Genomic DNA, 26,392 nt, shown 5'->3' with positions numbered 1-26,392 from the left:
AATCGTGTTTTGCTGTTCGGTTACTGTACGAGAAACTGGTATGTGGTATCCGAGCGGTAGACTTTTCCCGGCTTGAGCCAGCAGTCGGGCTGTGGCCAGTCTGGGTTATTCGGGCTGTCCGGCAGGAATTCGCTTTCCAGCGCGACGCCGGCATAGTTTTCATAGTGACCACCGTCTCGCGAAGGTGTTCCGGCCAGAAAGTTGCCGCTGTAGAGCTGCAAGGCGGGGGCGCTGGTGAAGACACTCATCAGCACGCGGCCATCTGATGACCACAAATTGGCTGCCGGACTCTCGCTGGAACCGCAGGTGCGATGCAGTAAGTAAGCATGATCGTAACCACCGACGGCCATTTGATCGCTGTCGCGCAGGAAATCCTCTTCGAGCGTTTTTGGCTGGCGGAAATCCATTCCGGTCGCGTTTACTGGTGTCAGGTCAGCGTTGGGAATCCCCGAGCTATTGACCGGTAAATAATAGTCAGCAAACAGCTGTAATTGGTGTTTACGTACGTCAGTCAGATCGCCATCAAGGTTGAAATAGGCGTGGTTAGTCAGACAGACAGGGCAGGCTTTCTCTACGGTCGCCTGATACGAAATTTCCAGCGAATTATGTTCGGTCAGCGCGTAGGTCACCTGTACGTTGAGGTGCCCTGGATACCCCTGATCGCCATCAGGTGAATGCAGTTGGTAAGTAACCTGGGTTGCATCCTGACTGACAATTCGCCAGCGGCGTGCATGAAAGCCTTCCGGGCCACCGTGCAGTTGATGTTCGTTCTGATTCGGAACCAGATGAAAGGTTTCGGCCTCTCGACTGAACGTTGCTTTGGCTATGCGGTTGGCATAGCGGCCAATCGACGCACCGAGGTAAGCCCTTTGTTGTGGATACTGCTCGGGTGATGCGCAGCCCAATAAAACCTCTCGCACTTCACCTTCTGGCAGTGGGAGTTCACAGGAAAGCCAGGTTGCCCCCCAGTCCATCAGGCACACGCGCATGCCTGCCTGATTCTGCAAGGTTGTTAATTGAAACGGCTGGCCATCTGGCGCCAGCGAATTGAGACTTTCATTCAACATGACTTGCTCCTGTAGAGGCTCGACAAGATAGAAGGGACTGGCCGATACATGCAGTATAGAGGAAAGCAGCAGAAATCAGCTCTGCTGTGCTTCCCCTACTCTGTCACTCGACGTGAAAAAACGTCGTTACGCTTCTTCGTACCCGTTAGGGTGACTGGATTGCCAGCGCCAGGTGTCCTGCGCCATTTCTTGCAATGAGCGCGTGACTCGCCAGTTCAGATCGTTTGCTGCACGTTCGGCATCTGCCCAATAAGCAGGCAGATCGCCCTGACGACGCGGGGCAAAATGGTAAGACAATGGCTTACCACAAGCCTGGCTAAAGGCTTCAACGACCTGCAATACACTGTAGCCTACACCCGCGCCCAGATTGTAAATGTGCACGCCAGCACGATTTTGCAGGGTGTTCATGGCGGCGATATGACCATCAGCCAAATCGACGACATGGATGTAATCTCGTACGCCTGTGCCATCAACGGTAGGGTAGTCATTGCCGAAGATCGCCAGCGAGTCGCGACGCCCGACTGCAACTTGAGCAATGTAAGGCATCAGATTATTGGGCACACCCTGCGGATCTTCGCCCATTTCACCTGATGGATGTGCGCCAACCGGGTTGAAATAACGCAACAGCGTAATACTCCACTCCGGTTCTGCATGCTGTAAATCTTGCAGGATTTGCTCCACCATCAGCTTGCTGCGGCCATAAGGACTGGCAGGCTGCCCGGTCGGGAAACTTTCTTGATATGGTGTACGCGGTTGATCGCCATAGACGGTAGCAGAGGAACTAAAAATCAGGTTTTTCACGCCTGCTTTCTTCATGGCCTCAACCAGCACCAGCGTACCGTAGACGTTATTGTCATAGTAACTCAGCGGTTCACGCACGGATTCCCCCACGGCTTTCAAGCCGGCGAAGTGGATGACGGAATCAATGGAATGTTTAGCGAAAATCTCGTCCAGCAGTGCGCTGTCGCGGATATCTCCCTGATAAAAAATGGGCGTTTTATCGGTTAAACGTGTAATGGTTTTAACGACGCTAGCCTTGCTGTTGCACAAGTTATCGAGAATGACGGGAGTATGCCCGGCTGCCAGCAATTGTACGCAAGTATGACTTCCTATGTAACCGCTACCACCTGTGACGAGAACGTTCATAATGACCCCTATTATCGCAATACTACAAAATAACATGGCTGGATGCTGAAAAAGGTGATCTACAGCGAGAATCCGCCTTTGTTATCGATGATTTTTGTACGAATAAACTTAATGAAGCGTAGGCTACAGTGTAAATTAGCCTGGTTTCCTTCACTACATTTTATTTTGTGGTAGCGTTATCATTCCTGTTTTTAAGCGTTATTTACATAGTCCATCAATTTGGTAGCGATAGATGTCGTTGTGCGGCACAAAAGTGAGCCGGTGTGTGATGCACTCTGGCGCATCTTCAGCATGGTGAGAGACAAAGAGGAGCTGCGTTTCGCCCTCGCCAATCAGGATATCCAACCAGCGGCGCACCAGTTGGCGATTGAGTGGGTCAAGCCCCTGTAGGGGTTCGTCCAGAATGAGCAGGGCGGGGTGCTTGACTAACGCGCGTGCAATCAGCGTCAGACGCTGCTGCCCCCAGGAGAGCGACTGAAATGGGGTATCGGCGATCGCGCCATTAAGCCCAAGCAGGGTGAGCCACTGTTCGGTCAGGTGGCGCTGACGGTCAGAGACAGCCTGATAAATCCCAATAGAATCAAAGAATCCTGACAGGATAACGTTGCGAACGCTGGTGCTGACGCGGTAATCCAGATGAAAACTGCTGCTGACGTAGCCGATGTGGCGCTTGATATCCCAAATGGTTTCCCCGCTGCCGCGTTTGCGGCCAAACAGCGTGAGATCGTTGCTATAGCCTTGCGGATGATCGCCGGTAATCAGACTCAACAGCGTCGATTTTCCTGCGCCATTGGGACCAACAATCTGCCAATGCTGTCCGGGCAGCACTTTCCATGTCAGCGCATGCAGAATGGGGCGATCGTTGTACTGCACCACGCCATTACGCAACTGAATACGTGCCTCGTCAGCGGGAAGTGTCATGTAGCGCTGCGGATCTTCAGGCTCTGGCAGCGAGCTCCCCGACAGTTTTTCGCTAAAAGCGAGCTGAGCCACCAGCGCTTCAGAGAGGATCGTTTCACGCTCGCCGACGCGGGTCAGCGTACAGTCTGCTAACACACCAACATGGTTGATAAAGTCAGGGATATCATCGAAGCGGTTCAGAATGAGCACCAGCGTATAGCCAGTGCCTGCCAGTGTCCGCAGCTCGTCGGTAAGCTGTTGACGAGAGGCAACGTCCAGCCCATCAAAAGGTTCATCGAGAATCAGCAAATCTGGCTCGGGCATCAGTGCCTGACACAGCATCGCCTTACGTGTTTCCCCCGTTGAGAGGTATTTGAAACGACGCTCCAGCAAATGTGCAATACCAAACTGGTACGCCAACTGTTGGCAACGTGCGGGATCGTTGACGCTATCCTGAATCACTTCTGCCGTCGTGCGGCCAGTGTCATCTTCACCTTCGCTCAGTAGATCGGTGTTATTACGCTGCCACTCGTCGGAAACCAGTTTTTGTAATTGTTCAAACGACAGACGAACAGGGCGTTGGAATTCCGTTGTTCGTTCACCCTGTAATAGCGGCAATTCGCCGGATAATGCACGCGCCAGTGCCGACTTGCCGCTCCCATTGGCCCCGACAAAAGCCCAGCATTGGTTTTCGTCGAGCATCAGTTCGTCCAGACGCAGCATGCGGGTATCGTTGAGACGAAACAATCCCTGCGTGATTTTCAACAATGGCATTTTTTATCCTTCGTCAGTCGGCGATAAACAATGTTAAGCAAGGTAGATGTTAACAAAGCGTGGCGATGATGACCCGGTCAGCATTGAAACAGGCCTTCACGTCCGTTCCCTGTTGCAGCTTTTGTTGCTCAAGCAGGGCGTTCGGTACCATTGCGCACAGGGTCTCTCCCCCTGTCAGCGTAATCAGAACTTCGCTGTTTTCTACACCGTGCTGAATGGTCTGAATTCGCCCAGGCAAGATGTTATCAACGGCGGGCGCAGCGGACGTGGCGGCGTACACATCGATCCACGGGGCTTTAATCAGCGCCAGCACTTCTTTTCCTTTCTGTAATTGCAGACGCTCGGCGCTTTGCTGCGTAATCAGTGCGCTGATCGTTGTTTTACCATCGGCGAGTAAAATATCCAGATGTTGTTGCACCTGTTCTTCACCGCGTGCGAGCACGGTTCCAAAAAACTGGTTACGTGCGCTGGTTTGCAGCGAGAAACGCGCGATGGCTGCCAGCAGGCTATCTAACGGCAACCCGTCTTCCTGTAAGACATCAAAGGCTTTCTGCTGAATCTGGGCGAGCAAATCGTACAGTTGGAGAAGGCGTTCGCCGTAGCGGGTAAGTTGAGCGCCACCGCCGCCTTTGCCACCGGTCATACGTTCAACGATGGTCTGCTCGGCCAGCTGGTTCATCTCATTGATGGCATCCCATGCGCTTTTATAGCTAATTCCCGCCAGTTTGGCTCCCTGACTGATTGAACCGGTATGACGAATTTGCTTGAGCAGCTCAATACGCCGTGGGTCGGCGAATAAACGCTGTTGGAGTTTCAGGGTGAGAAGAATTTCAGCCTGCATAGTGAGGGCACCGTCGGTGAGTTTAATTCCCTGTATTGTCGCTATTTTCTTCATCAGGGGCAAATCGCACAAATAGACGCACTATTTTCTATTACTGCGGTAGACTACGTGGCAATAATGACGATCTCGGTTTACAGTGAAATAGCACACTCGGCTGGCTAAAGTAGCGGTAACCGTTGCAATAAGTGAGGTAAGCATGTTGGAGTTGTTGAAGAGCCTGCTGTTTGCAGTTGCCATGGTTCCTGTGATGATGGTGGTTATCATGGGCGCGATTTATTGCCTGGGCGAAGTGTTTAACGTGTTGTCCCGCATCGGTCATTCCGACGGTCAACGCGCAAAGAATCAGCACTGATTCACTATCCTTTTCTATGTTGATGTCCGGCTTTTTTGCCGGACATTTCTTTTCTACCCCTCTACATATACCTCTTTAAAGCGCATGACACTGCTTTATGATTCGTTATATCATTATTTACACAACGATAATTGTCAGGAGACAAGAATGAAGCAGCAATGGTTAAAATGGTTTGCCGCACTGACCCTCAGTGCAGGAATGGCGCTGCCTGCGATGGCAGAAGATAAAGTCACGGTGTTCGCCGCGGCATCACTGACGAATGCGTTGCAGGACATTGCCACGCAATATCAGAAAGAGAAAAACGTTGCCGTTGTAGCGTCTTACGCATCATCTTCAACGCTGGCGCGCCAGATTGAGCAAGGTGCGCCTGCCGATCTGTTCATTTCTGCTGACCAACAGTGGATGGACTACGCGCAGGATAAAAACCTGATGGATACCGCTACGCGTCACACGCTGCTGGGCAATGAGTTGGTGGTGATTGCGCCGAAGGCCAGTGCGCAGAAAGATATCAACATTGATGATAAAACCGACTGGAAAAGCCTGCTGAAAGGCGGACGTCTGGCCGTTGGCGACCCGGATCATGTGCCTGCAGGAATCTATGCCAAAGAAGCGTTACAGAATCTGAAAGCCTGGGATGAACTCTCCCCGCTGATGGCTCGGGCGAACAACGTGCGTGCTGCGATGGCGCTGGTGGAACGTGAAGAAGCACCTCTGGGCATTGTTTACGGTTCTGATGCGGTTGCCAGCGATAAAGTCAAAGTTGTTGGTACGTTCCCTGCCACGAGCCATAAGCCTGTCGAATATCCGATAGCGATCGTAAAAGAACATAAAAACCCAGTGGTTACCGGGTTTTATGACTATCTAAAAACGCCGGAAGCGGCAGCCGTATTTAAACGCTATGGCTTCGCGCCGCGTTAATGATGCTGAGTGATTACGAATGGCAGGCGGTTGAGCTGAGCCTCAAAGTTTCCGTTGTGGCTGTGGCATGCAGCTTGCCGTTTGGGATACTGATGGCGTGGATTTTGGTGCGCTGTCGGTTCCCCGGCAAATCGCTGTTAGATAGCATTATCCATTTACCACTGGTGTTGCCGCCAGTGGTCATTGGCTATCTGCTGTTGGTGGCGATGGGAAGGCGCGGCGTAATCGGTTCCTGGCTCTATGACTGGTTCGGCTTCAGCTTTAGTTTTAGCTGGCGCGGTGCTGCATTAGCGTCGGCGATTGTCGCGTTTCCGCTGATGGTTCGAGCGATTCGGCTGTCACTGGATGCTGTCGATAAGCATCTGGAACAGGCCGCCCGAACACTGGGTGCCACACCTTGGCGTGTGTTTTTCACCATCACATTACCTCTCTCTTTTCCTGGTATCGTTGTTGGAACCGTATTGGCATTTGCCCGTTCGCTTGGTGAATTTGGCGCGACCATTACGTTTGTTTCTAATATTCCCGGCGAAACCCGAACCATTCCACTGGCGATGTATACCCTGATTGAAACGCCCGGCGCGGAGGCTGATGCAGCAAGGCTGTGTATCATTGCCATTGTCTTGTCGCTGGCTGCGCTGTTGGCATCGGAATGGTTAACAAACTGGAGCCGTAAGCGGTTGGGGGGATAATGCTGCAACTCGATTTTCATCAACAACTGGGCAACCTCGAACTCCGCGTTCAGTCTGAACTGCCCGCGAACGGGATTACTGCTATTTTTGGTGTATCCGGCGCGGGTAAAACCTCGTTGATCAATGCCGTTGTTGGCCTGACTCGTCCAGATAGCGGGCGGATTGTGCTCAATGATCATGTATTGGTGGATACGCAGCAGCGTGTTTTTCTTCCTCCGGAAAAGCGTCGAATCGGCTACGTCTTTCAGGACGCCCGCCTGTTTCCGCATTATCGTGTACGTGGCAATTTACGCTACGGAATGGCTGAGACCATGGAATCGCAGTTCGATGATATTGTCGGTTTACTGGGTATTGAACCGTTGCTGAATCGCTATCCGCGGACGCTGTCCGGTGGAGAAAAACAGCGCGTCGCGATTGGCCGGGCATTGCTCACCGCGCCGGAACTGCTGCTCATGGATGAACCGCTGGCGTCGCTGGATTTGCCCAGAAAGCGTGAGCTATTGCCGTATCTGGAGCGTCTGGCGAAAGAGGTCAAGATTCCGATTCTGTATGTCAGCCACAGTCTGGAAGAGATTGTTCGATTAGCCGATCATGTTGTGGTGCTCGATAAAGGCAAAGTGAAAGCACAAGGGGTTCTGGAAGAGGTGTGGGCCAGCAGTGCACTACGCCCCTGGTTACCGCAAGATGAGCAGAGCAGTATTCTGAGTGTTCGCGTGTTGGCTCAACATGCGCATTACGCGATGACGGCGCTGGCATTAGGTGACCAGCAGATGTGGGTCGGTAAAGTTGAACTGCCTCAGGATGCCGCATTGCGCATTCGGGTGAATGCTGCGGATGTTTCTCTGGTGTTACAGCCGCCGGAAAAAAGCAGTATCCGCAATGTGCTGTGTGCCAGCGTGGTGGAATACCTTGATGTAGACGGACAGGTTGAAGTGAAACTTTCGGTCGGCCAGCAGACGCTGTGGTCCCGTATTACGCCGTGGGCACGGGACGATCTCGCACTTCATTCCGGGCAAACGCTCTATGCGCAGGTGAAGAGCGTGTCCATTACGGCGTAATGGAGATCGATGCGATTTTTCTCTGTTGCAGTGAGTCAGCGATAATAAAGCAGTGGCCTTCTGGCAGTAGCCTGTGGTTTATGGACGCATGCTGTCAGGTTCGATGCGTCATCGCCGTATGCTACGGTGCGAGGCTTCCGTATGGATGCCTCGCACCGTGGTAGCCTTGGTATCTCAAGCCTTACACGAGCGGCATTCTTCTCAATAACGACGTTTTAACCGTCGCTTTCTTCCCTATTGTCAGGGTGATCAACATGTTGTGACGACAATCACTTGCGGCAACACTGTCACCGCATGTTTCCCAGCTTGAGCTGTCATTCATTGAATGACGCGAATGAGATCCTTATCACTAGAAAGCTATATAGCCATGGCGCAGTTGGCTGTTTTCGCGCAATGATCGGGTATCTACTTTGCTTGAGGTGAAAAGAAGAATGACGCACTTTGTTTTAGTGGGCGATGTCGGCGGCACCAATACGCGTTTGGCGCTGTGTGACGCGATGACGGGCGAGCTGTCGCAAATCGAGACGTATTCTGGGTTGGATTTCCTTTCTCTGGAAGGGGCAGTCCGTGATTATCTCGATTCGCGACAGGTCACGGTGCAGGATGCTTGTATCGCGATTGCCTGCCCGATTACCGGTGACTGGGTGGCGATGACGAATCACACTTGGGCATTTTCCATCGCTGAAATGAAAGCGAGTCTGGGCTTACGCCACTTTGAAGTCATCAACGACTTTACCGCCGTTTCTATGGCGGTGCCGGTGTTGGGGAGTGAGAGTCTGCTCCAGTTCGGTGGTGGGGAGCCAGTGCCGGGTAAGCCCGTTGCCGTGTATGGTGCAGGCACGGGGCTGGGGGTTGCTCATCTGGTTCATGTTGCCAATCAATGGATTAGTTTGCCGGGTGAAGGCGGACATGTGGATTTCGCGTCTAATAGCGACGAAGAAGACAACATTCTGGCGGTATTACGCCAGTCGCTGGGGCATGTTTCCGCAGAGCGCTTACTCTCTGGGCAGGGGTTAGTGAATATTTACCGTGCCGTGGTGCTGTCCGATGACCGTACGCCGGAGGCGCTCGAGCCGAAAGATATTACCGAACGGGCCGTCAACAACACGGATGTGGATTGTCGCCGCGCGCTGTCGCTATTCTGTGTCATCATGGGACGATTCGGTGGCAATCTGGCGTTAAATTTAGGCGCATTTGGCGGTGTTTATATTGCGGGCGGTATCGTGCCGCGTTTTCTGGAGTTTTTTAAAGCTTCCGGCTTTCGGGCAGCCTTTGAAGACAAAGGGCGATTGAAGAGCTATATGCAGGATATCCCCGTGTACCTGATTACTCACGAACAGCCGGGATTAATGGGGGCGGGCGCTTACCTGCGGCAGGTGCTCGGCAACGCGCTATAAGTGAGCGTGTTCGTTGAACGCAATCAGGCAATTGCCTAATACGGCTTGCTTGCCTGATTGCATCATCGTTGGTTAGGCCAGAATGCGGGTGCGGATGACATCGGCGATGCTGGGTTCCTCATTGCTGCCAATCACCAAATCGGCACGCGCTTTGATTTCGTCAGCGCTGTTGCCCATGGCGACACCTAATCCTACGCCTTCCAGCATGCTGATATCATTAAAGTTATCGCCGAATGCCACGACATCCTTCATGCTGATGCCCTGTTCGCCAAGCCATTGCTGAAGCAGTTTGCCTTTGCTGTTGCCGGTTTGGGCGATATCAACCTGATCTTGCCACGACCACTCGCAGGCCAGTCCGAGCTGCTTTTCCACTTTCGAGGCGAAATGGTTCAGCGTAGGGACATCGGCGTGCGTGGTCGCGAATTTCCAGATGGCGTGGGATGCTTCCGTTTGGCGCACCAGATTTTCCACCTGCGCAAAGCGAGGGCGCTGTTGCTCCGGTAGATTAGCGGCCCATGCCTGCGTGCGCACTACGTGCCCGGTAGGATATTGGTAATACATGTCGTCATCGGCATACATCAGTCCGTGAATATCACATTCCTCCAGCAGCGTGATGACATTTTTTGCCTGCTCAACAGAGAGCGGGTTGGTGTGTGACGCCTGGCCCTGCTGGTAATCATAGACATAGGTGCCGTTACAGCAGATAGCGGGCGTATCCAACTGCAATCCCTGATAAAAAGGGTGAATGGCTGAGTGGTGGCGCCCGGTGACGATCATCACTTTTATACCTTGCTGGCGGGCTAGCGCGAGTGCACTAAGTGATTCGGGCAGGATTTTTTTCTGTTGATTCAGCAGCGTACCATCAAGATCAAGTGCAATTACTCGGTAGGTCATCGTTGTCTCGCAAATAAAAATGTGGATATCGAATTAGCCTTACGATAAAGGACGCGGCGAGAAATAGACAGACAACAACGAGATAAAAGTGTCTTAGATCCATTTGATGACGAATGATGCCGTGCGGCGGTGGGAAATCGGGCTAAACGGACAGTTTGGTAGCACCGTTGTCGATTTTCTATACTTTCAACGGCTTATCATCTATTTTTTAAGCAATTGATCAAAACGCAGCTTTACAATGTGCGATGTACTGTTTATAGTGCGCGTCATTGCGGAGGAGTGGCCGAGTGGTTGAAGGCACCGGTCTTGAAAACCGGCGACGCGAAAGTGTTCTAGAGTTCGAATCTCTACTCCTCCGCCACTTTCAATCTTAACCTTTCTTATTTCATTCTTGCTTCTTGCTTCTTGATTATCTCTGACGATTTGCCGTCATAATTTCTGTTTTATTCGTTATCGCTGCATCTTTAGCGTCTGTTAATCAAATCGTTTTCCAGCCAGTACAAAATGACTTCAACGACATAGCGCTGCTCTTCGTCGCTCAGCGGCTGGTGTTGGGCGATGTGATGCCATTTTTCCAGACATCCTCGGCAGCAGGTTGCGGTGGCATGTTGCGCAATAAACACGGGGTGGCCGCGCATCGGTGTCTGCTTGCCATCATTGGCCGGATCCGCCGGTGCCAGCCTGCGTGCGATAAAATCGGCGGCGTGGGAGGCGATCGTTTCCTTACCTTTGCTGTAGCAATAGTCTCGCTCTTTGGTACCCAACGTAAAACGCTGGCGGAAAGGGGAACGCGACAGCCGGGAAAATAGCGAATCAAACGTGGTCATAACCTAAAGTCCGTAAAACATGAACGATGCAAAAATAGGGACGTGCGGACACTGCCGTATAAATCAATCATGACTTAAATCAGCCATTGCTTAAATCAATAGTAGCCTTGCGCTGTCTCTGTAGAATAAAGTGATGGGTCATTTATGGTATACCGTGCGTCAGGTTGAGCCAGTTCGTTATCCTTTCTTGCGCCTTCCTGAGCCGTCACATTCGCGTGAAATAAGGAGAATACGATGCAGCAAGTTGTTTATGTCGCCAGCCCGGAAAGCCAACAGATCCACGTTTGGCAGCTCGGTGCTCAGGGAAATCTGACATTATTGCAGACCGTTGATGTTCCAGGGCAAGTTCAGCCGATGGTGATCGCGCCGAATAAGCGTCATCTGTATGTCGGGGTACGTCCTGATTTCAGGGTTCTAAGCTATCGTATTGATGAGCAGGGTAAATTAACGCAAGCGGGTGTGGCGTCTTTACCGGGTAGCCCGACGCACCTGTCTACCGATAATGACGGACGTTTCCTGTTCAGCGCGTCTTACAGCGGTGCTTGTGTTAGCGTTAGCCCGATTGGTGCGGATGGTGTTGTCGGCGAGCCGATTCAGCAACTGGACGGACTGGAAGGGTGCCACTCAACCAATATTGATCCAACGAATACTGTTGTGTGGGCACCTTGCCTGAAAGAAGACCGCATTCGTCTATACGACCTCAGCGCTGATGGCAACCTGAGCGTGCATCGTCAGGCAGAAATGACGACGGTATCTGGCGCGGGTCCACGCCATATGGCTTTCCACCCCAATCAGCGTTTTGCCTATTGCGTGAATGAACTAGACAGCTCGGTGGGTGTGTACCAGTTGGATGCAGCCAGCGGCGAATTGCAGAAAGTGCAAACGCTGGATGCCATGCCTGCGGGCTTCAGCGACACGCGCTGGGCGGCAGATATTCACATTACGCCGAATGGCCGCTTCCTGTACATCAGCGATCGTACTGCCAGCCTGCTGAGCGTTTTCCAGGTGTCTGAAGACGGCAGCACGTTAACGCTGACCGGACATCAGCCGACCGAAACGCAGCCGCGCGGTTTCAATATCGATCATACCGGTGAGTTCCTGATTTCAGCAGGGCAGAAATCTCAGCACATCGAGGTGTATCACATCGACCAGAACACGGGCGATCTGCAACCGCTCGCGCGTTACGCCGTCGGTCAGGGGCCAATGTGGGTATCGGTGCTGGCGCTGGACTAAACAAGTCAGGCACAACATTGAGATTAAGCCCTGCATTGATCCGCATAGTGCTGTTCACTAAGGCGTGGATTTACTCGCCCAGTTGCTGTGCTCGCCCTGACGGGCTGCCACAAGTGGCATTTAAAATGCGTTTGCATTTTATAGGGGGAAACACGGTGATGAGGTTCCCGCAGGGATACCTCGCACCGTGGTAGCCCCCGGCATCTCTATACGTAAACGATCGGCATGAGGCCATTAACCCCGGTATTCGATAATCGACAAACCCGCGTTGTAGTCTGTGCTGTAGATGATGCCGTCGGCATCAACAAACACATCGCAAGACTGAATAATCTGCGGCCTGCCGGGCCGTTTATCGACCATTCTGGCTGGCGCAGCAGGCACCAGCGCACCGGTTTCTTTCGGCTGGTACGGATTACTGATGTCGTAAGCGCGTACTCCTGCATTTTGATAGGTGGCGAAGATCAGTGACGAACTGATGAAACTCCCAGGTCGGTTTTCATGCAGATTATGTGGGCCAAAGTGTGCGCCTTTTTTTACATAGTCCGTTTCTTTCGGCTGCGGGAAGGTGGCGATGCTCACCGGGTTACTCGGTTCACGAATATCGAACACCCAAATCAATTTCTCGCCATCTTCCTGATTATCCAATACCGCTTCATCCAACACGATCAGCAGGTCGCGATCCGACAGGGGCAGCGCTGTGTGTGTGCCGCCACCAAACGGTGGGCTCCAGTTACGATGGCTGATGAGTTGTGGATTGGTGCGATCGCTCACGTCCAGCAGCGTTAGCCCGCCATCGCGCCAGCTTCCATAGGCGGTGTCGCCGCTGATGATGGCATGGTGCAGGGCATAACGTTTGCCGTCCGGCCAGCTTGCGGTTTCCCCTCCGGCGGTGTGCATACCGGGTAGCCAGTAGCGGCCAGCAACCTCAGGGCGCAGTGGATCGGCTAGATCGATAGTCAGAAAGATGTAGTCGCTGTAGCCATCGAGCAGCGCGGAGACATAGGCCCAGCGTCCGCCTACGTACCAGATGCGATGAATACCGATGCCGTCCAGCGGCAGGAAGCTGATTTCACGCGGTTTATCCGGCGTTGAAATATCGAAAATCCGTAATCCGGCGCTCCAGCTTTTGCCCTGCTGTTTGGTACTGACCGTATCGGCGACGGAGCGGGTGTAATAGACCTTTTCTTCTGCGAAACTGGCATCGGCAAACAAATCGCGTGCGTTAACGACAAGCAACAGGTCATCATGGGTTTGCAGGTGGATATTCCAGGTACCGGGCGGGGCAGCAATAAACCCCGCTGGCTTGGGATTTTTGGCATCGCGCACATCCACAATCGACACGCCTTGTGAAACCATGTGCCCGATGTAAGCGTAGCCGCGATGAACCATCACCTGCACGCCGTCGGGTCTGCCTCCCTGATCGCTGTGCCCTATCAGCCGCATATTGCGGCTGTAATCAGGGGTGGGCAGAGGGGTCGATGCCATAACGTTATCTCCGTATTATTTCGCCTGTTTGGCTTCCAGTGTAGCAAACCATGGAGCGATAAAATCATCCGTGTGGCCCCAGCCTGGGATAATTTTCGCCAATCCCGCGACGTTGACTGCACTCGCTTGGCTGGCTAACAGCGCCTGCGGAATCGCCGCCGCGCGGAACTCGTAGGTTGCTGGCGTGGGTTCACCGGCTATCTTGTTGGCAACCAGACGCAGGTTAACTTTACCGATCAGTTTTGGATCGACGGCCACGCTGACTTTCCACGGGCTGCTCGCTTCGCGCATCAGCTGTAAATCTTGATTGGAGATGTCAATGCTGTACAGTTTGATTTCAGTCCGGCCGTTTTCTTTCAATGCTTTATAAGCGCCCTGGCTGAAGGCATCCCACGATCCCCAGATTGCATCAATTTTGCCTTTCGGGTATTTCGCCAGCACCGCGCCGACTTTGTTGGCGGTATCGCCCTGTACGTCGGAGGACACGGCGCCAATCGATTCCAGTTCCTTGATGCCGGGGTTAGCTTTCAGGATCTGCTGATAGGCGAGCTGGCGGCGTTCCATCGGCGGGAAGCCTGCAACCCACAGCTTGATGATATTGGCGTTACCGTTGAAATCTTTCACCAGTTGGCCGAGTGATTCGTTAGTCAGTGAAGCGTCATCCTGTTGGGTGACGGTCACGCCTGGAATTTCGCCGTTTACGGCGGTATCAAATACCGAGACGGCAATGCCGCTGTCGACGATACGCTTAATCAAATCGGTAGAGTAGGGATCGCGGCCCTGCGACAGGATGATGCCGTCATATTTCTGGCTGATGGCCTGATTCACGAAATCCTGAAAACGGGCGTCGTCGCCGTTGCTTAGGAAGGTGCTGACCTTAAAGCCCAGCTTTTTACCTTCTTCGAGCACGCCGGAAACAAACTGTGTGGTGTTGTCGTCCGATCCCAGATTGCGGATAACGGCGATGCGAACCGGGCCGTCATGATTGGCGATAGCCGCCGGAACGGGAGCAATCGTGGCGTTCTGATTGGCCAGTGCCGGTAATGCGGTCAGTAAGCTCAGTGCAAGCAGGGCAGGCGTAAATTTCTTCATTATCAGCTCCATGGCGTTTTATAAAGGGATCTTGTGTTGACGATAGTGTGTTGTGTTGATGGCAGTATTGTTATGTTTTCTGCGCCACTACTTTATAGCTGTCTTTATGTCTGGATGTCTATTTAAAAATAATACTGCATCATAGCCATTGAGCGATAGTCGGGAAAGCGGGGAGAGTTATGACGTTTGGATGTAAGTTATAACGATTTGTGCTGACTGCGGATAAAAGAAAAATGCCCGCGAGTGGACTGCACCCCAAAAGTTGGACACCCAACTGAGTAAGGTGCAGTTTTTTATGGCAAAGCCAAAATATTCCCTCGAAACCAGATTAGCTGTAGTTAATCACTACCTCGCCGGAAAAGATGGAACACATCGTACAGCTGAACGCTTTGGTGTTGAGAGAACATCAGTGCGACGCTGGGTAAGAGCCTGGCAACTCCATGGTATTGATGGCATTACCTGGAAAAATGACCGCCATTCTCCGGCGTTCCGGATGACTGTTGTCCAGACTGTTCTCAATGAAGAACTTTCGATGCGTGAAGCTGCCGCACGGTTTAATATCTCAACTGAAACCGTTGTCCGGCACTGGGTGAATGTATACAAAGACGCAGGTGAGAAAGGACTTCTGAGCATAAAACCAGGCCGGAGCAAGGACATGACAAAACCCAAAAAAACACCTCCACTTACCGATGCTGCACTGGAAAAGTTATCTCCCGAAGAACTGCGGGCTGAACTTCGTTACCTGCGCGCAGAGAATGCCTATCTAAAAAAGCTGAAGGCCTTAGTTCAAAGCGAGAAAAGCGGCAGAAAGCCGGAATAATCAGTGAGCTAAGGCTGGAGTATGCGCTCGGTGATCTTCTGCGTGCAGCGGGTATGTCCCGTAGTACGTGGTATCACAATATGAATGCGCTGAAGCGAGTGGACAGGCATGCCGGGCTGAAAGATAAAATCAGAGAGATTTACCACTATCACAAAGGGCGTTATGGCTACCGCAGGATCACACTCTCACTGAGAAAACAGGGGTTGTTGGTAAACCATAAAACTGTGCAGAGACTGATGGCGGAGCTGTCACTCCGCTCTCTGATAAGGGTGAAGAAATATCGTGCCTGGAAAGGGGAAATGGGCAAGGCTGCGCCCAATATCCTGAGCCGGAACTTCAGTGCATCGAAAGCCAACGAAAAATGGGTCACGGATGTTACAGAGTTCTCGGTGCAGGGTAAAAAGCTGTACCTGTCGCCGGTTCTCGATCTGTTTAACCGGGAGATTATCTCCTACAGCCTGTCGGAAAGGCCGGTGATGGAGATGGTTAATACGATGCTGCACGATGCGTTCTCAGCGCTCGGACCGGAGGATACACCGCTGCTGCACACGGATCAGGGCTGGCAATACCGAATGGCAGGCTATCAGGCAAAGTTAAAGGCACAGGGTATGACGCAAAGCATGTCACGCAAGGGAAACTGCCTGGATAACGCGGTGATGGAGAACTTCTTCGGCACACTGAAATCGGAGTGTTTTTACCTGAACAGGTTCAGCGATCTGAATGAACTGAGGAAGGCGATAGAGGACTATATCCATTACTATAACAACGAGCGGATCAGCCTGAAATTAAAAGGCCTGAGTCCGGTAGAATACCGAACCCGGGCCCTGATAGCCGCTTAACATGAACTGTCCAACTTTATGGGGTCAGTCCAGAGGCGGGCATTTGAGACTGTTGAAAAACCTATTTGTCGAACGAAAACGGGAGTAGCGGAATAGAAGAGTAAAGCGTTTGCGCCAGGGATGGCGCAATCCGAGCTTACATGGACGTACTCGCAGCGTCTTTACGATCTATCCGTTACTACCGCACTACGGACTTTGTGAATACAGTGAGATCAAAAGCGAATGAATTATTTCTTCGCTTCTTTCTCTTCCATCTCACGCGCCCAGCGTGGGTGGTGTTTACGTGCCCAGCGTTTAGAGACTTTGCCTTCAATCATGCCTTTGATCGACCCTTTGACCCAGAACGCCATGTACATATGGATCAGGATGGCATGGATAAGGACGATAGCCGCAACTGCATGAAGCAGGATGGCGTAGCGCACGACATCAATCGGGAACAGGTGGGCAAAATAAGGGCGCCACATGATAATCCCGGTGATCAGCAGCACCAGCGTCAACCCCATGATGCTCCAGAACATCATCTTCTGACCCGGGTTGTATTTACCCACTTCAGCGACTTCATGCTCATTGCCTTTTAATACCTCAACAATATTGAGGAACCACGGCAAATCGCGTTTCTTCGGGATGTTATGACTAACGAACCGAAAGAACATCGGAATCAGACAAATGACGATCAACACGCCAAAAAACGGGTGCAGAATACGCCCCATTTGTGGCGTACCAAACGTCTGCGTCAACCATTGCAGGGTTGGGAAAAACAAAGCAATACCCGAGAGTGCGACCAGGAAAAAGCTAATCACCACAATCCAGTGACAGATGCGATCGATAAACTTGGTGCGCAAAATCATTTGTGGTTTACTCATGTTTGTCTCCCCCTTCTTTGTCTTCTCCCTCATGCTCCATTTCCTCGGTGTTAGGACCGACACCGACATAGTGGAACATTAACCCGGCGAACGTGGCGACAAACCCTAACGCGGACAGCGGTTTTAGAATGCCTTTCCACAGATTGACCGGCGTGGAAATCTGCGGGTTGTCTGGCAGATTGTGATAGAGCGATGGCCTGTCTGCGTGGTGCAGAACATACATCACGTGCGTACCGCCCACGCCCTGAGGATCGTAGAGACCCGCGTGCTCATAACCACGGTTTTTCAGATCGGTGATGCGTTCTTCCGCCAGATGCTTCATTTCGTCTTTCGTGCCGAAACGAATGGCACCGGTCGGACAGGTTTTCACGCAGGCCGGTTCTTGCCCAACGCTGACTCTGTCGACGCACAGCGTACATTTATAGACGCGGTTATCTTCTTTGTTCAGACGTGGAATATTGAACGGGCAACCGGCAATGCAATAGCCGCAGCCGATACAATGCTCGGACTGAAAATCGACGATACCGTTGGCGTACTGAATAACCGCGCCGGCGGAAGGGCAAGCTTTCAGGCAGCCCGGATCGCTACAGTGCATACAGCCATCTTTACGGATCAGCCATTCCAGACGATCGTTCTCTTCCACTTCGGAAAAGCGCATCAGCGTCCAGGATTTGGCGCTCAGATCCGCCGGATTATCATAAACCCCGAGGTTATGGCCGACTTCATCGCGGATGTCGTTCCATTCTGAGCAGGCAACCTGACAGGCTTTACAGCCGATACAGGTAGTCACATCAATCAGTTTTGCCACTTCGCTTTTGTCATTACGCACATGCGGAGGCGGTGTAAAGCCGTTGGTGGCCGAACGTTTAATAATATCTTGTGATTGCATTGACATAGTTGGCTACCCTTACACCTTCTCTACATTAACCAAAAACGCTTTGTATTCAGGCGTTTGTGAATTAGCGTCACCGACGCTCGGGGTGAGTGTGTTAGCCAGGAACCCTTTACGTGTGGTTCCCTCAAAGCCCCAGTGGCAAGGGATACCCACGGTTTCCACGCTGCGTCCGGCAATTTCCAGCGTCTTGATACGCTTGGTGACTACCGCTTTGGCTTTGATGTAGCCACGCTGGCAGGAGACTTTGATTTCATCGCCCGCTTTAATGCCTTTGCTCTTCGCCAGATTTTCACCGATCTCAACAAACTGTTCCGGCTGCACAATCGCGTTCAGACGTGCGTGTTTTGTCCAGTGACGGAACAATTCGGTAATCGAGTACGTTGTCGCCACGTAAGGGAAGTCCTTCGCGGTGCCCATGGTTTTCGCATCGCGTTCAAACAAACGCGCTGCCGGACTGGACACCACCGATGGATGCAGCGGGTTGGTGCCGATAGGGGATTCGATCGGTTCGTAGTGCTCAGGGAACGGCCCATCGACCAGCTTGTCTACGGAGAACAGACGTGCCAGACCTTCCGGCAGCATGATGAACGGCCCGGTGTCTTTGCCCGGTGGTACGGTCGCGGCGAAATCAGGCACATCAATGCCTTGCCATTTCTGACCATTCCATTCCAGCAATTTACGTTTGCTGTCCCACGGCTTACCTTGTAGGTCGGCAGAAGCGCGGTTATAGAGGATGCGGCGGTTTTGCGGCCAGCACCATGACCAGTTCGGCGTACAGCCCAAACCGGCATCCGCGTTGTCGCGTCTGTCCATCTGGTTACCCGCTTCCGTCCAGCTACCGGCATAGATCCAGCAGAAGCTGGATGTGGAGCCGTCATCACGCAGCTGCGAGAAGTCAGCAACCTGTTGGCCTTTCTTCAGGATCAGTTTGCCGCTGTCATCGTAGATATCGGCCAGCGCCATGCCGTTGGCTTCACGGGCGATCTCTTCCGGCGTCGGATCTTCCGGGTCTTTATAGTTCCAGTTGATGTTCATCAACGGCTCGGGGTATGCACCGCCTTCTTCTTTATACAGCTCACGCAGGCGCATCAGCAGTTTACCGAGGATCTTGCCGTCGTGATGAGCTTCTCCTGGTGGCTCAGCCGCCGCCCAGTGCCATTGCAGCCAGCGGCCTGAGTTGGCGATAGACCCATTCTCTTCGGCAAAACAGGAAGACGGCAGACGGAAGACTTCAGTCTGGATAGACTTTGTATCCACATCGTTGAATTCGCCATAGTTCTGCCAGAACGTGGACGTCTCGGTGACCAGCGGATCGATGATGACCATATACTTGAGTTTGGAGAGGGCTTCAGTCGCTTTATTCTTGTTGGAAAACGCGGCAACGGGGTTAAAGCCCTGAACGATATAGCCGTTCATTTTGCCTTCCACCATCAGCTCGGTTTGCACCATGACATCGTAGCTACGATCCCACTTCGGCAGCCAGTCATAACCCCAGTTATTCGACGCTTGAGCATTATCGCCGTAGAAACTCTTCATCATGCTGATAAAGAATTTTGGCGTGTTCTTCCAATAGTTAACCTGGTCGGGCAGCAGCGCGGTCGGCGTGATTTGTCCCAGATAGGTTTTCAGATCCGTTTGTTTTTCTGACGGCAGCGGCATATAGCCCGGAAGATTTAATGACAGCAGACCAAGGTCGGTATAACCCTGAATATTTGAGTGGCCGCGCAGCGCGTTGATGCCGCCGCCAGCCATACCGATGTTGCCAAGTAAAAGTTGGATCATCGCCGCTGAACGAATGATTTGTGCACCGTTAGTGTGGTGCGTCCAGCCTAAGGCGTACATAAACGTCGCCGTTTTATTCGGTACACAGGTTTCGGCTAGCGTGCGACAGATCGTTTCATAATCTTTGGCGGATGTACCGCACAGGGATGTCACCATTTCTGGCGTATAGCGGGAAACGTGTTTCTTCAGCAGGTTCCACACACAGCGTGGGTGAGATAGCGTGGTGTCGCGTTTGGCAAAGCCGGATTCATCAAGCTCATACTGCCAGCTGGATTTATCATATTGACGTTTTTGTGCGTCGTAACCGCTGAACAAGCCTTCGTCAAAGCTGAAATCGTCTCGTACGATCAGGCTGGCGCTGGTGTAAGACACCACATACTCATGATGAATTTTATCGTGTGTAATGAGGTAGTTAACGATACCTAACAGAAAGGCGGCGTCTGAACCTGCGCGAATGGGAGCGTAGAGATCGGCAACGGCTGCGGAGCGGTTAAAACGTGGATCGACAACGATCAGTTTCGCATTATTGTGCGTTTTGGCTTCAACGGCCCACTTGAAACCGACCGGGTGCGCTTCTGCCGGGTTGCCGCCCATGACGATGATGACGTTGGCGTTTTTGATATCAACCCAGTTGTTGGTCATGGCGCCACGGCCGAATGTCGGTGCCAGCGCGGCGACAGTTGGCCCATGGCATAGGCGAGCCTGGCAGTCGATGGCGACCATGCCCAGAGAACGGGCAAACTTTTGGTCGAGAATACCGGTTTCGTTGCTGGCGGCAGAAGAGCACAGCATACCGGTCGTCAGCCAGCGGTTGACGGTTTCGCCTTTAGCGTTAGTACGCTGGAAGTTGGCGTCACGATCCGCTTTCATCAGACGCGCGATACGTTCGATCGCATCGTCCCAACTGATTCGCTGCCATTTGTCGGAGCCGGGGGCGCGGTATTCAGGGTAGAGCAGGCGGTTTTCGCTGTGGATGTAGTCGACCAGACCCGCACCTTTCGGGCAAAGGGAGCCGCGGCTGACTGGGTGGTCCGCATCACCTTCGATATGGAAAACGGAAGGTTTTGCATTCTTGGCACCATCGCCCAGGCTGTACATGAGCACACCGCAGCCGACTGAACAGTATGTGCAATTGTTACGTGTCTCTTTCGCGCGTAACAGCTTATATTGACGTACTGATGCCATTGCTTCTGTGGGTGTAAAGCCCAATACCGCGAGAGTGGTTCCAGCCATTCCCCCCGCGCAAACTTTAAAGAAACCTCTTCTATTGAGTTGCATTAGTTTCCCTGTGTAATTATGTGTCATTTTTGTTGCGAGCAATTTAACAACACATAAAATGTGGGTTTTGCGCGAAATCAAAATTTAAGTATTTAACCCCCCATTACACCCATAAAGAGGTATATTTTTTATTCGTTATATATTGTAATGCATAACGATTTTGTTATTTCATGGTTACAAATCATGCGAAGCAGCGAGTCAACCAGAAAGAAATAAGCGGGGATTTGTGGCGAAATTGTTGCAGAAAAAAGCCGGATTAAAATCCGGCTTGATGTGATGATTATTTGACCTGCATACCCGGCTGAGCGCCGCTGTCTGGGCTCAGGAGGAAGATATCTTTTCCGCCCGGCCCTGCAGCCATCACCATCCCTTCCGATATGCCGAAGCGCATTTTACGCGGAGCCAGATTGGCGACCATGACGGTTAAACGGCCTTCCAGCTTAGCCGGATCGGGATAAGCTTCACGAATGCCGGAGAAGACCTGGCGGGTTTCGCCACCGAGATCCAACGTCAAACGTAATAGTTTGTCAGAACCATCAACCAATTCAGCCTGTTTAATCAAGGCGATACGCATATCGACTTTAGCAAAATCGTCAAAGTTAATCGTGTCCTGCACCGGATTGTCCGCCAGCGGACCGGACACGACTTTTTGCGCCGTGACCATGTCTTCTTTGGACGCGTCAACCATCGCGTTGACTTTATCTAGATCGATGCGGTTAAACAGCGCTTTGAATGGGCTCACCTGATGGTTCAGCAGCGGGGCGGTGATAGCGTCCCAGCTCAACTCCGTGTTCAAAAACGCTTCTGTCCGCTGTGCCAGCGATGGCAGTACCGGCTTTAGGTACGTCATCAGCACGCGGAACAGGTTGATGCCCATCGAGCAAATGGCCTGTAGATCGGCATCCCGACCTTCTTCTTTCGCCACAACCCACGGTGCTTGTTCGTCAACATAGCGGTTGGCGATATCCGCCAGTGCCATGATCTCACGAATGGCACGGCCTGATTCACGGCTGCTATAGGCTTCCGCAATGCTGGTGGCAGCGTCAGTAAAGGTTTTGTACAGCTCGGCGTCGGCCAGTTTGTCCGCCAGTTTGCCGTCAAAGCGTTTGTTAATGAAACCAGCATTACGTGATGCCAGGTTCACGACCTTGTTCACGATGTCAGCATTCACGCGTTGCACGAAATCTTCCAGATTAAGATCGATGTCATCAATGCGAGAAGACAGTTTTGCCGCGTAGTAATAACGCAGACAATCAGCATCCAGATGCTGAAGATACGTTCCTGCTTTAATGAAGGTGCCGCGTGATTTAGACATCTTGGCACCGTTGACCGTAACGTAACCGTGCACGAACAGGTTCGTCGGTTTACGGAAACCGCTGCCTTCCAACATCGCCGGCCAGAACAGGCTGTGGAAATAAACGATGTCTTTACCGATGAAGTGATACAAATCTGCGTCTGAGTCTTTCTTCCAGAAATCATCAAAATTCAGATCGCCACGCTTGTCGCACAGATTTTTGAACGACCCCATGTAGCCGATTGGCGCATCCAGCCAGACATAAAAATATTTGCCCGGCGCATCAGGAATTTCAAAACCGAAATACGGTGCGTCGCGGGTAATGTCCCACTGTTGCAGACCAGAGTCGAACCACTCCTGCATCTTGTTGGCGACTTGCTCCTGCAATGCGCCAGAGCGCGTCCAGGCTTGCAGCATCTCGCTGAATGCGGGCAGATCGAAGAAAAAGTGTTCGGTTTCACGCATCTCTGGCGTAGCGCCAGACACCACTGATTTTGGTTCGATCAGTTCTGTCGGGCTGTAAGTCGCGCCGCAGACTTCGCAGTTATCGCCGTATTGATCGGCAGCCTTACATTTCGGGCAGGTGCCTTTAACGAAACGATCCGGCAGGAACATACCTTTCTCTGGATCGTACAGCTGAGAAATCGTGCGATTTTTAATAAAGCCGTTCTCTTTCAGACGGCGATAAATCAGACCAGACAGCTCGCGGTTCTCTTCGCTATGCGTAGAGTGGTAGTTGTCATAGCTGATATTGAAACCGGCAAAGTCTTGTTGATGCTCTTGACTCATTGCCGCAATCATCTGTTCCGGCGCAATCCCCATCTGCTGTGCTTTCAGCATGATAGGCGTGCCGTGGGCGTCGTCCGCACAGATAAAATGAACCTGGTTGCCGCGCATTCGCTGGTAACGAACCCAAATATCGGCCTGAACGTGTTCAAGCATATGACCGAGGTGGATTGAACCATTAGCGTAAGGCAGCGCGCACGTTACCAGGATTTTCTTTGCGACTTGAGTCATGAGGAACTTGCTTTCTTTTGTGAATAGAGGGAAATCGATGTTAACCGATAGCGCCTTGCTGCGTAAACCGCTGGCGTGAGTAAAACGGCAGGAAACACCCTAGCTGATTTTAATTTGCGTAGTGTTTCCACGTTTTTGACGCCGAAGGGCGTCAGGCTTTCCTCGCTCTGGTATGCTATATACGATCTCAACGGTCAACTATGAGAATTTCAAGGAGCCGGAATGAACGCGACAGTCCCCGAACAACGCCCTGAAGCACTACGTGCGATGGTCGCCGGGGTTTTATCTACTTTTCAGCACCCGACACTGAAAAATAATCTGACGACACTCAATGCGCTGCGCCATTGTGCGCTGCTGGATAACGTGTTGCATATTGAACTAACGATGCCGTTTGTCTGGCTGAGCGGTTTGGCTGTATTAAAAGAAACGGTTAGCGATGAGTTATTACGTTTATCTGGCGCAAAGGCGGTCGAATGGCGTTTAACGCATGACATCGCTACGCTGCGCCGGGTTAACGATCAGGCTGGCGTGAAGGGCGTTAAAAACATCATTGCCGTCAGTTCCGGCAAAGGCGGGGTCGGCAAATCGAGCACGGCGGTCAACATGGCGCTGGCGCTGGCGGCTGAAGGCGCGAATGTAGGCATTCTGGATGCCGATATCTATGGTCCTTCTATTCCAACGATGCTGGGTTCAGCGAGCGAGCGCCCAACCTCGCCGGACGGTCAACATATGGCACCGATTACCGCGCACGGTCTGGCAACCAACTCGATTGGTTATCTGGTCACAGACGATAACGCGATGGTGTGGCGTGGGCCGATGGCCAGCAAGGCGTTATTGCAACTGTTGCAGGATACGCTCTGGCCGGATCTGGATTATCTGGTGCTAGATATGCCGCCGGGTACGGGCGATATTCAACTGACACTGGCGCAAAATATTCCTGTCACTGGTGCCGTCGTCGTGACGACCCCGCAGGATATCGCGCTGATGGATGCCATGAAAGGCATCGCGATGTTTGAAAAAGTCAGCGTGCCAGTACTAGGCATCGTTGAGAATATGAGCGTACATATCTGTAGCAACTGTGGACATCTGGAGCCGATTTTTGGTACGGGCGGCGCGCAGAAACTGGCGGAGAAATATCATTGTTCCCTGTTAGGCCAGCTTCCGCTGCACATTTCCCTGCGTGAGGATCTTGACCGCGGTGAGCCGACGGTCGTCAGTCAGCCGGACAGTGAATTCACATCTCTGTACCGTGAACTGGCGGGGCAGGTTGCCGCACAGCTTTATTGGCAAGGTAGCGTTATTCCTGGCGAAATTTCTTTCCGCGCGCTGTAGTCCGCTATAAGGCCGGGCTCTGTCCCGGCTTGACCCTGTGCCAGTCCTCGCTTCTCTGGGCGCAATACGCGGAAAGGGTGGCGTGACGGGGGCTAACTCCCTATAATTGCGGCGTAAAAGCGCCTATTGGCGCATTCCCCTCTCTTTATTTATGTTAATCAGGTCGTTAATACCATGACTGATCAGTCTCACCAGTGCGTCATCATCGGGATCTCAGGAGCATCCGCTTCAGGTAAAAGTCTTATTTCCAGCACCTTGTATCGGGAATTACGCGATCAGGTCGGCGATCAGCATATCGGGGTGATATCTGAAGACAGCTATTATAAAGATCAAAGCCACCTGACGATGGAAGAGCGGGTAAAAACCAACTATGACCACCCAAGTTCAATGGATCACAGCCTGTTGCTGAAACATTTGCAGATGCTAAAAGCGGGTCAGGCGATTGAAGTTCCGCAGTACAGCTATGTTGAGCACACTCGCAAGCAGGAAACGGTGCATATCGAGCTGAAAAAGGTCATTATCCTGGAAGGTATCCTGTTGCTGACGGATGCACGCCTGCGCGATGAGATGAATTTCTCTATTTTTGTCGATACGCCGCTGGATATTTGCCTGTTGCGTCGCATGCGCCGCGATGTGAATGAACGCGGACGTTCCATGGATTCCGTGATGGAACAGTATCAGAAAACCGTGCGTCCGATGTTCCTGCAATTTATTGAGCCATCCAAGCAGTACGCCGATATTATCGTGCCGCGCGGCGGGAAAAACCGTATTGCGATTGATATTTTGAAAGCCAAGATAAGCCAGTTCTTTGAGTAAGATATCCTGAAGTATTCAGGTTGCGTGACCGATGTTGACGTTTGGTACACGCCGCAGCAATGTGATGTATGACGGAGATAGATGAGGTTTATCTGATAGATACCGGTGTCGAATGGAGAATAAGATGAGACTGTGTGACCGTGACATTGAAGCCTGGCTGGATGATGGCCGACTGGTGATTACGCCCCGTCCGCCGACTGAGAGAATCTCTGGCGCGACGGTTGATGTTCGCCTGGGAAATCAGTTTCGCGTCTTCCGCGGACACACTGCGCCTTTCATTGATTTAAGCGGCCCGAAGGATGAGGTCAGTGCGGCGCTCGATCGCGTCATGAGTGATGAAATCAATTTACCGGAAGGCGAAGCGTTCTTCCTGCACCCAGGAGAGTTAGCGCTGGCGGTGACGTTGGAATCAGTGACGCTGCCGGATGATTTGGTCGGCTGGCTGGATGGTCGTTCTTCACTGGCTCGTCTGGGATTGATGGTTCACGTCACCGCGCACCGTATTGATCCAGGTTGGCAAGGAAGAATTGTGTTGGAGTTCTATAATTCAGGTAAGTTGCCGCTGGCGTTACGCCCCGGCATGATGATTGGCGCCCTGAGTTTTGAACCGCTTTCTGGGCCGGCTGCTCGTCCTTACAACCGCCGTCAGGATGCCAAATATAAAGACCAACAGGGTGCGGTAGCGAGCCGGATCGATAAAGACTAAGCACCTTAGGCTAGGTATCTTAGGGCTAGGCATCTGGCGACAGGCTTGCAAGGTAAACAGCAGGTGGCCGTGCGTTT

Annotated in this window: 22 protein-coding genes and 1 tRNA gene; 11 read left to right on the top strand and 12 right to left on the bottom strand. The window is 52.3% G+C overall.

Annotation, left to right across the window (positions count from 1 at the left end; translation table 11 throughout):
• Positions 1–20: 20 nt before the first annotated feature.
• From galM to modE, 4 genes are all read right to left on the bottom strand, one after another.
• Complete coding sequence (gene galM, locus O1Q74_RS13685) at positions 21–1,067, bottom strand: galactose-1-epimerase (RefSeq protein WP_271873836.1); 1,047 nt, start codon at positions 1,065–1,067, stop codon at positions 21–23.
• 126 nt (positions 1,068–1,193) lie between these two features.
• Positions 1,194–2,213 (bottom strand): UDP-glucose 4-epimerase GalE, encoded by a 1,020-nt coding sequence (gene galE / locus O1Q74_RS13680; protein WP_271873835.1) that lies wholly within the window; start codon positions 2,211–2,213, stop codon positions 1,194–1,196.
• 198 nt (positions 2,214–2,411) lie between these two features.
• On the bottom strand, positions 2,412–3,887 hold the full coding sequence (gene modF / locus O1Q74_RS13675; protein ID WP_271873834.1) for a molybdate ABC transporter ATP-binding protein ModF: 1,476 nt from the start codon (positions 3,885–3,887) through the stop codon (positions 2,412–2,414).
• A 49-nt stretch (positions 3,888–3,936) separates the two neighbouring features.
• Complete coding sequence (gene modE / locus O1Q74_RS13670; protein ID WP_271878928.1) at positions 3,937–4,728, bottom strand: molybdenum-dependent transcriptional regulator; 792 nt, start codon at positions 4,726–4,728, stop codon at positions 3,937–3,939.
• A gap of 196 nt (positions 4,729–4,924) precedes the next feature.
• On the opposite strand from modE, the gene O1Q74_RS13665 reads away from it, so the two are divergent.
• The 5 genes from O1Q74_RS13665 to glk all read left to right on the top strand — a co-directional run bounded on the left by O1Q74_RS13665 (position 4,925) and on the right by glk (position 9,142).
• Positions 4,925–5,080 (top strand): AcrZ family multidrug efflux pump-associated protein, encoded by a 156-nt coding sequence (locus O1Q74_RS13665; protein WP_010285329.1) that lies wholly within the window; start codon positions 4,925–4,927, stop codon positions 5,078–5,080.
• Positions 5,081–5,227: 147 nt separating this feature from the next.
• On the top strand, positions 5,228–5,998 hold the full coding sequence (gene modA, locus O1Q74_RS13660) for a molybdate ABC transporter substrate-binding protein (protein WP_271873830.1): 771 nt from the start codon (positions 5,228–5,230) through the stop codon (positions 5,996–5,998).
• Positions 5,998–6,687 (top strand): molybdate ABC transporter permease subunit, encoded by a 690-nt coding sequence (modB, locus tag O1Q74_RS13655; RefSeq protein WP_015839546.1) that lies wholly within the window; start codon positions 5,998–6,000, stop codon positions 6,685–6,687. The genes modA and modB overlap by 1 nt, the downstream gene beginning before the upstream one ends.
• A complete protein-coding gene (gene modC, locus O1Q74_RS13650) occupies positions 6,687–7,745 on the top strand; it encodes a molybdenum ABC transporter ATP-binding protein ModC (RefSeq protein WP_271873827.1) in 1,059 nt (352 codons plus the stop codon). Before modB ends, modC begins: the two co-directional genes overlap by 1 nt.
• 431 nt (positions 7,746–8,176) lie before the next feature.
• The gene (gene glk, locus O1Q74_RS13645; RefSeq protein ID WP_271873826.1) at positions 8,177–9,142 is read left to right on the top strand and encodes a glucokinase; all 966 of its coding nucleotides are present in this window, start codon (positions 8,177–8,179) and stop codon (positions 9,140–9,142) included.
• A 72-nt stretch (positions 9,143–9,214) separates the two neighbouring features.
• Here the strand turns inward: glk and O1Q74_RS13640 are convergent, their stop codons facing one another.
• Positions 9,215–10,036 (bottom strand): pyridoxal phosphatase, encoded by an 822-nt coding sequence (locus O1Q74_RS13640; RefSeq protein WP_271873825.1) that lies wholly within the window; start codon positions 10,034–10,036, stop codon positions 9,215–9,217.
• Between the two features lie 273 nt (positions 10,037–10,309).
• On the opposite strand from O1Q74_RS13640, the gene O1Q74_RS13635 reads away from it, so the two are divergent.
• A tRNA-Ser gene (locus O1Q74_RS13635) sits at positions 10,310–10,397 on the top strand.
• Between the two features lie 103 nt (positions 10,398–10,500).
• On the opposite strand, the gene O1Q74_RS13630 is transcribed toward O1Q74_RS13635, so the two are convergent.
• Positions 10,501–10,863 carry a DUF4186 domain-containing protein gene (locus O1Q74_RS13630; RefSeq protein ID WP_271873824.1) on the bottom strand — a complete coding sequence of 121 codons (363 nt, stop codon included), beginning with the start codon at positions 10,861–10,863 and terminating at the stop codon, positions 10,501–10,503.
• Positions 10,864–11,097: 234 nt separating this feature from the next.
• On the opposite strand from O1Q74_RS13630, the gene pgl reads away from it, so the two are divergent.
• A complete protein-coding gene (gene pgl / locus O1Q74_RS13625; RefSeq protein ID WP_271873822.1) occupies positions 11,098–12,096 on the top strand; it encodes a 6-phosphogluconolactonase in 999 nt (332 codons plus the stop codon).
• A 234-nt stretch (positions 12,097–12,330) separates the two neighbouring features.
• Here pgl and O1Q74_RS13620 read toward each other — a convergent pair whose 3' ends face one another.
• Together O1Q74_RS13620 and O1Q74_RS13615 are read right to left on the bottom strand one after the other, a co-directional pair.
• Positions 12,331–13,581 (bottom strand): LVIVD repeat-containing protein, encoded by a 1,251-nt coding sequence (locus O1Q74_RS13620; protein WP_271873821.1) that lies wholly within the window; start codon positions 13,579–13,581, stop codon positions 12,331–12,333.
• Between the two features lie 15 nt (positions 13,582–13,596).
• Positions 13,597–14,673, bottom strand: a complete 1,077-nt coding sequence (locus tag O1Q74_RS13615) for a sugar ABC transporter substrate-binding protein (RefSeq protein WP_271873820.1) — start codon at positions 14,671–14,673, stop codon at positions 13,597–13,599.
• Positions 14,674–14,968: 295 nt separating this feature from the next.
• Between O1Q74_RS13615 and O1Q74_RS13610 the strand changes: the two genes are divergently transcribed.
• Positions 14,969–16,332, top strand: a protein-coding gene (locus tag O1Q74_RS13610; RefSeq protein WP_271873361.1) for an IS3 family transposase whose coding sequence is annotated in 2 segments (ribosomal slippage) — positions 14,969–15,446 and positions 15,446–16,332 — 1,365 coding nt in all. Because the reading frame shifts where the segments join, the coding sequence is not laid out codon by codon here.
• A 227-nt stretch (positions 16,333–16,559) separates the two neighbouring features.
• Here the strand turns inward: O1Q74_RS13610 and fdnI are convergent.
• The 4 genes from fdnI to metG form a co-directional block, all read right to left on the bottom strand.
• A complete protein-coding gene (fdnI, locus tag O1Q74_RS13605) occupies positions 16,560–17,195 on the bottom strand; it encodes a formate dehydrogenase-N subunit gamma (RefSeq protein ID WP_271873818.1) in 636 nt (211 codons plus the stop codon).
• Positions 17,188–18,090 (bottom strand): formate dehydrogenase subunit beta, encoded by a 903-nt coding sequence (fdxH, locus tag O1Q74_RS13600; protein ID WP_271873816.1) that lies wholly within the window; start codon positions 18,088–18,090, stop codon positions 17,188–17,190. The genes fdnI and fdxH overlap by 8 nt, the downstream gene beginning before the upstream one ends.
• A gap of 12 nt (positions 18,091–18,102) precedes the next feature.
• A complete protein-coding gene (gene fdnG, locus O1Q74_RS13595; RefSeq protein ID WP_271873814.1) occupies positions 18,103–21,150 on the bottom strand; it encodes a formate dehydrogenase-N subunit alpha in 3,048 nt (1,015 codons plus the stop codon).
• Positions 21,151–21,430: 280 nt separating this feature from the next.
• The gene (gene metG / locus O1Q74_RS13590) at positions 21,431–23,461 is read right to left on the bottom strand and encodes a methionine--tRNA ligase (protein WP_271873812.1); all 2,031 of its coding nucleotides are present in this window, start codon (positions 23,459–23,461) and stop codon (positions 21,431–21,433) included.
• A gap of 222 nt (positions 23,462–23,683) precedes the next feature.
• Here metG and apbC point away from each other — a divergent pair, with 222 nt between their 5' ends.
• The 3 genes from apbC (at position 23,684) to dcd (ending at position 26,315) form a co-directional block, all read left to right on the top strand.
• Complete coding sequence (gene apbC, locus O1Q74_RS13585; RefSeq protein WP_271873810.1) at positions 23,684–24,793, top strand: iron-sulfur cluster carrier protein ApbC; 1,110 nt, start codon at positions 23,684–23,686, stop codon at positions 24,791–24,793.
• 174 nt (positions 24,794–24,967) lie between these two features.
• Positions 24,968–25,609 carry a uridine kinase gene (gene udk, locus O1Q74_RS13580; protein WP_015839564.1) on the top strand — a complete coding sequence of 214 codons (642 nt, stop codon included), beginning with the start codon at positions 24,968–24,970 and terminating at the stop codon, positions 25,607–25,609.
• Positions 25,610–25,733: 124 nt separating this feature from the next.
• Positions 25,734–26,315 carry a dCTP deaminase gene (gene dcd / locus O1Q74_RS13575; RefSeq protein ID WP_015839565.1) on the top strand — a complete coding sequence of 194 codons (582 nt, stop codon included), beginning with the start codon at positions 25,734–25,736 and terminating at the stop codon, positions 26,313–26,315.
• The last annotated feature ends 77 nt before the right edge of the window (positions 26,316–26,392 follow it).

The organism is Pectobacterium sp. A5351 (genome assembly GCF_028335745.1).
Lineage (GTDB): Bacteria > Pseudomonadota > Gammaproteobacteria > Enterobacterales > Enterobacteriaceae > Pectobacterium.
This window is presented reverse-complemented; position numbering and strand designations above follow the sequence as displayed.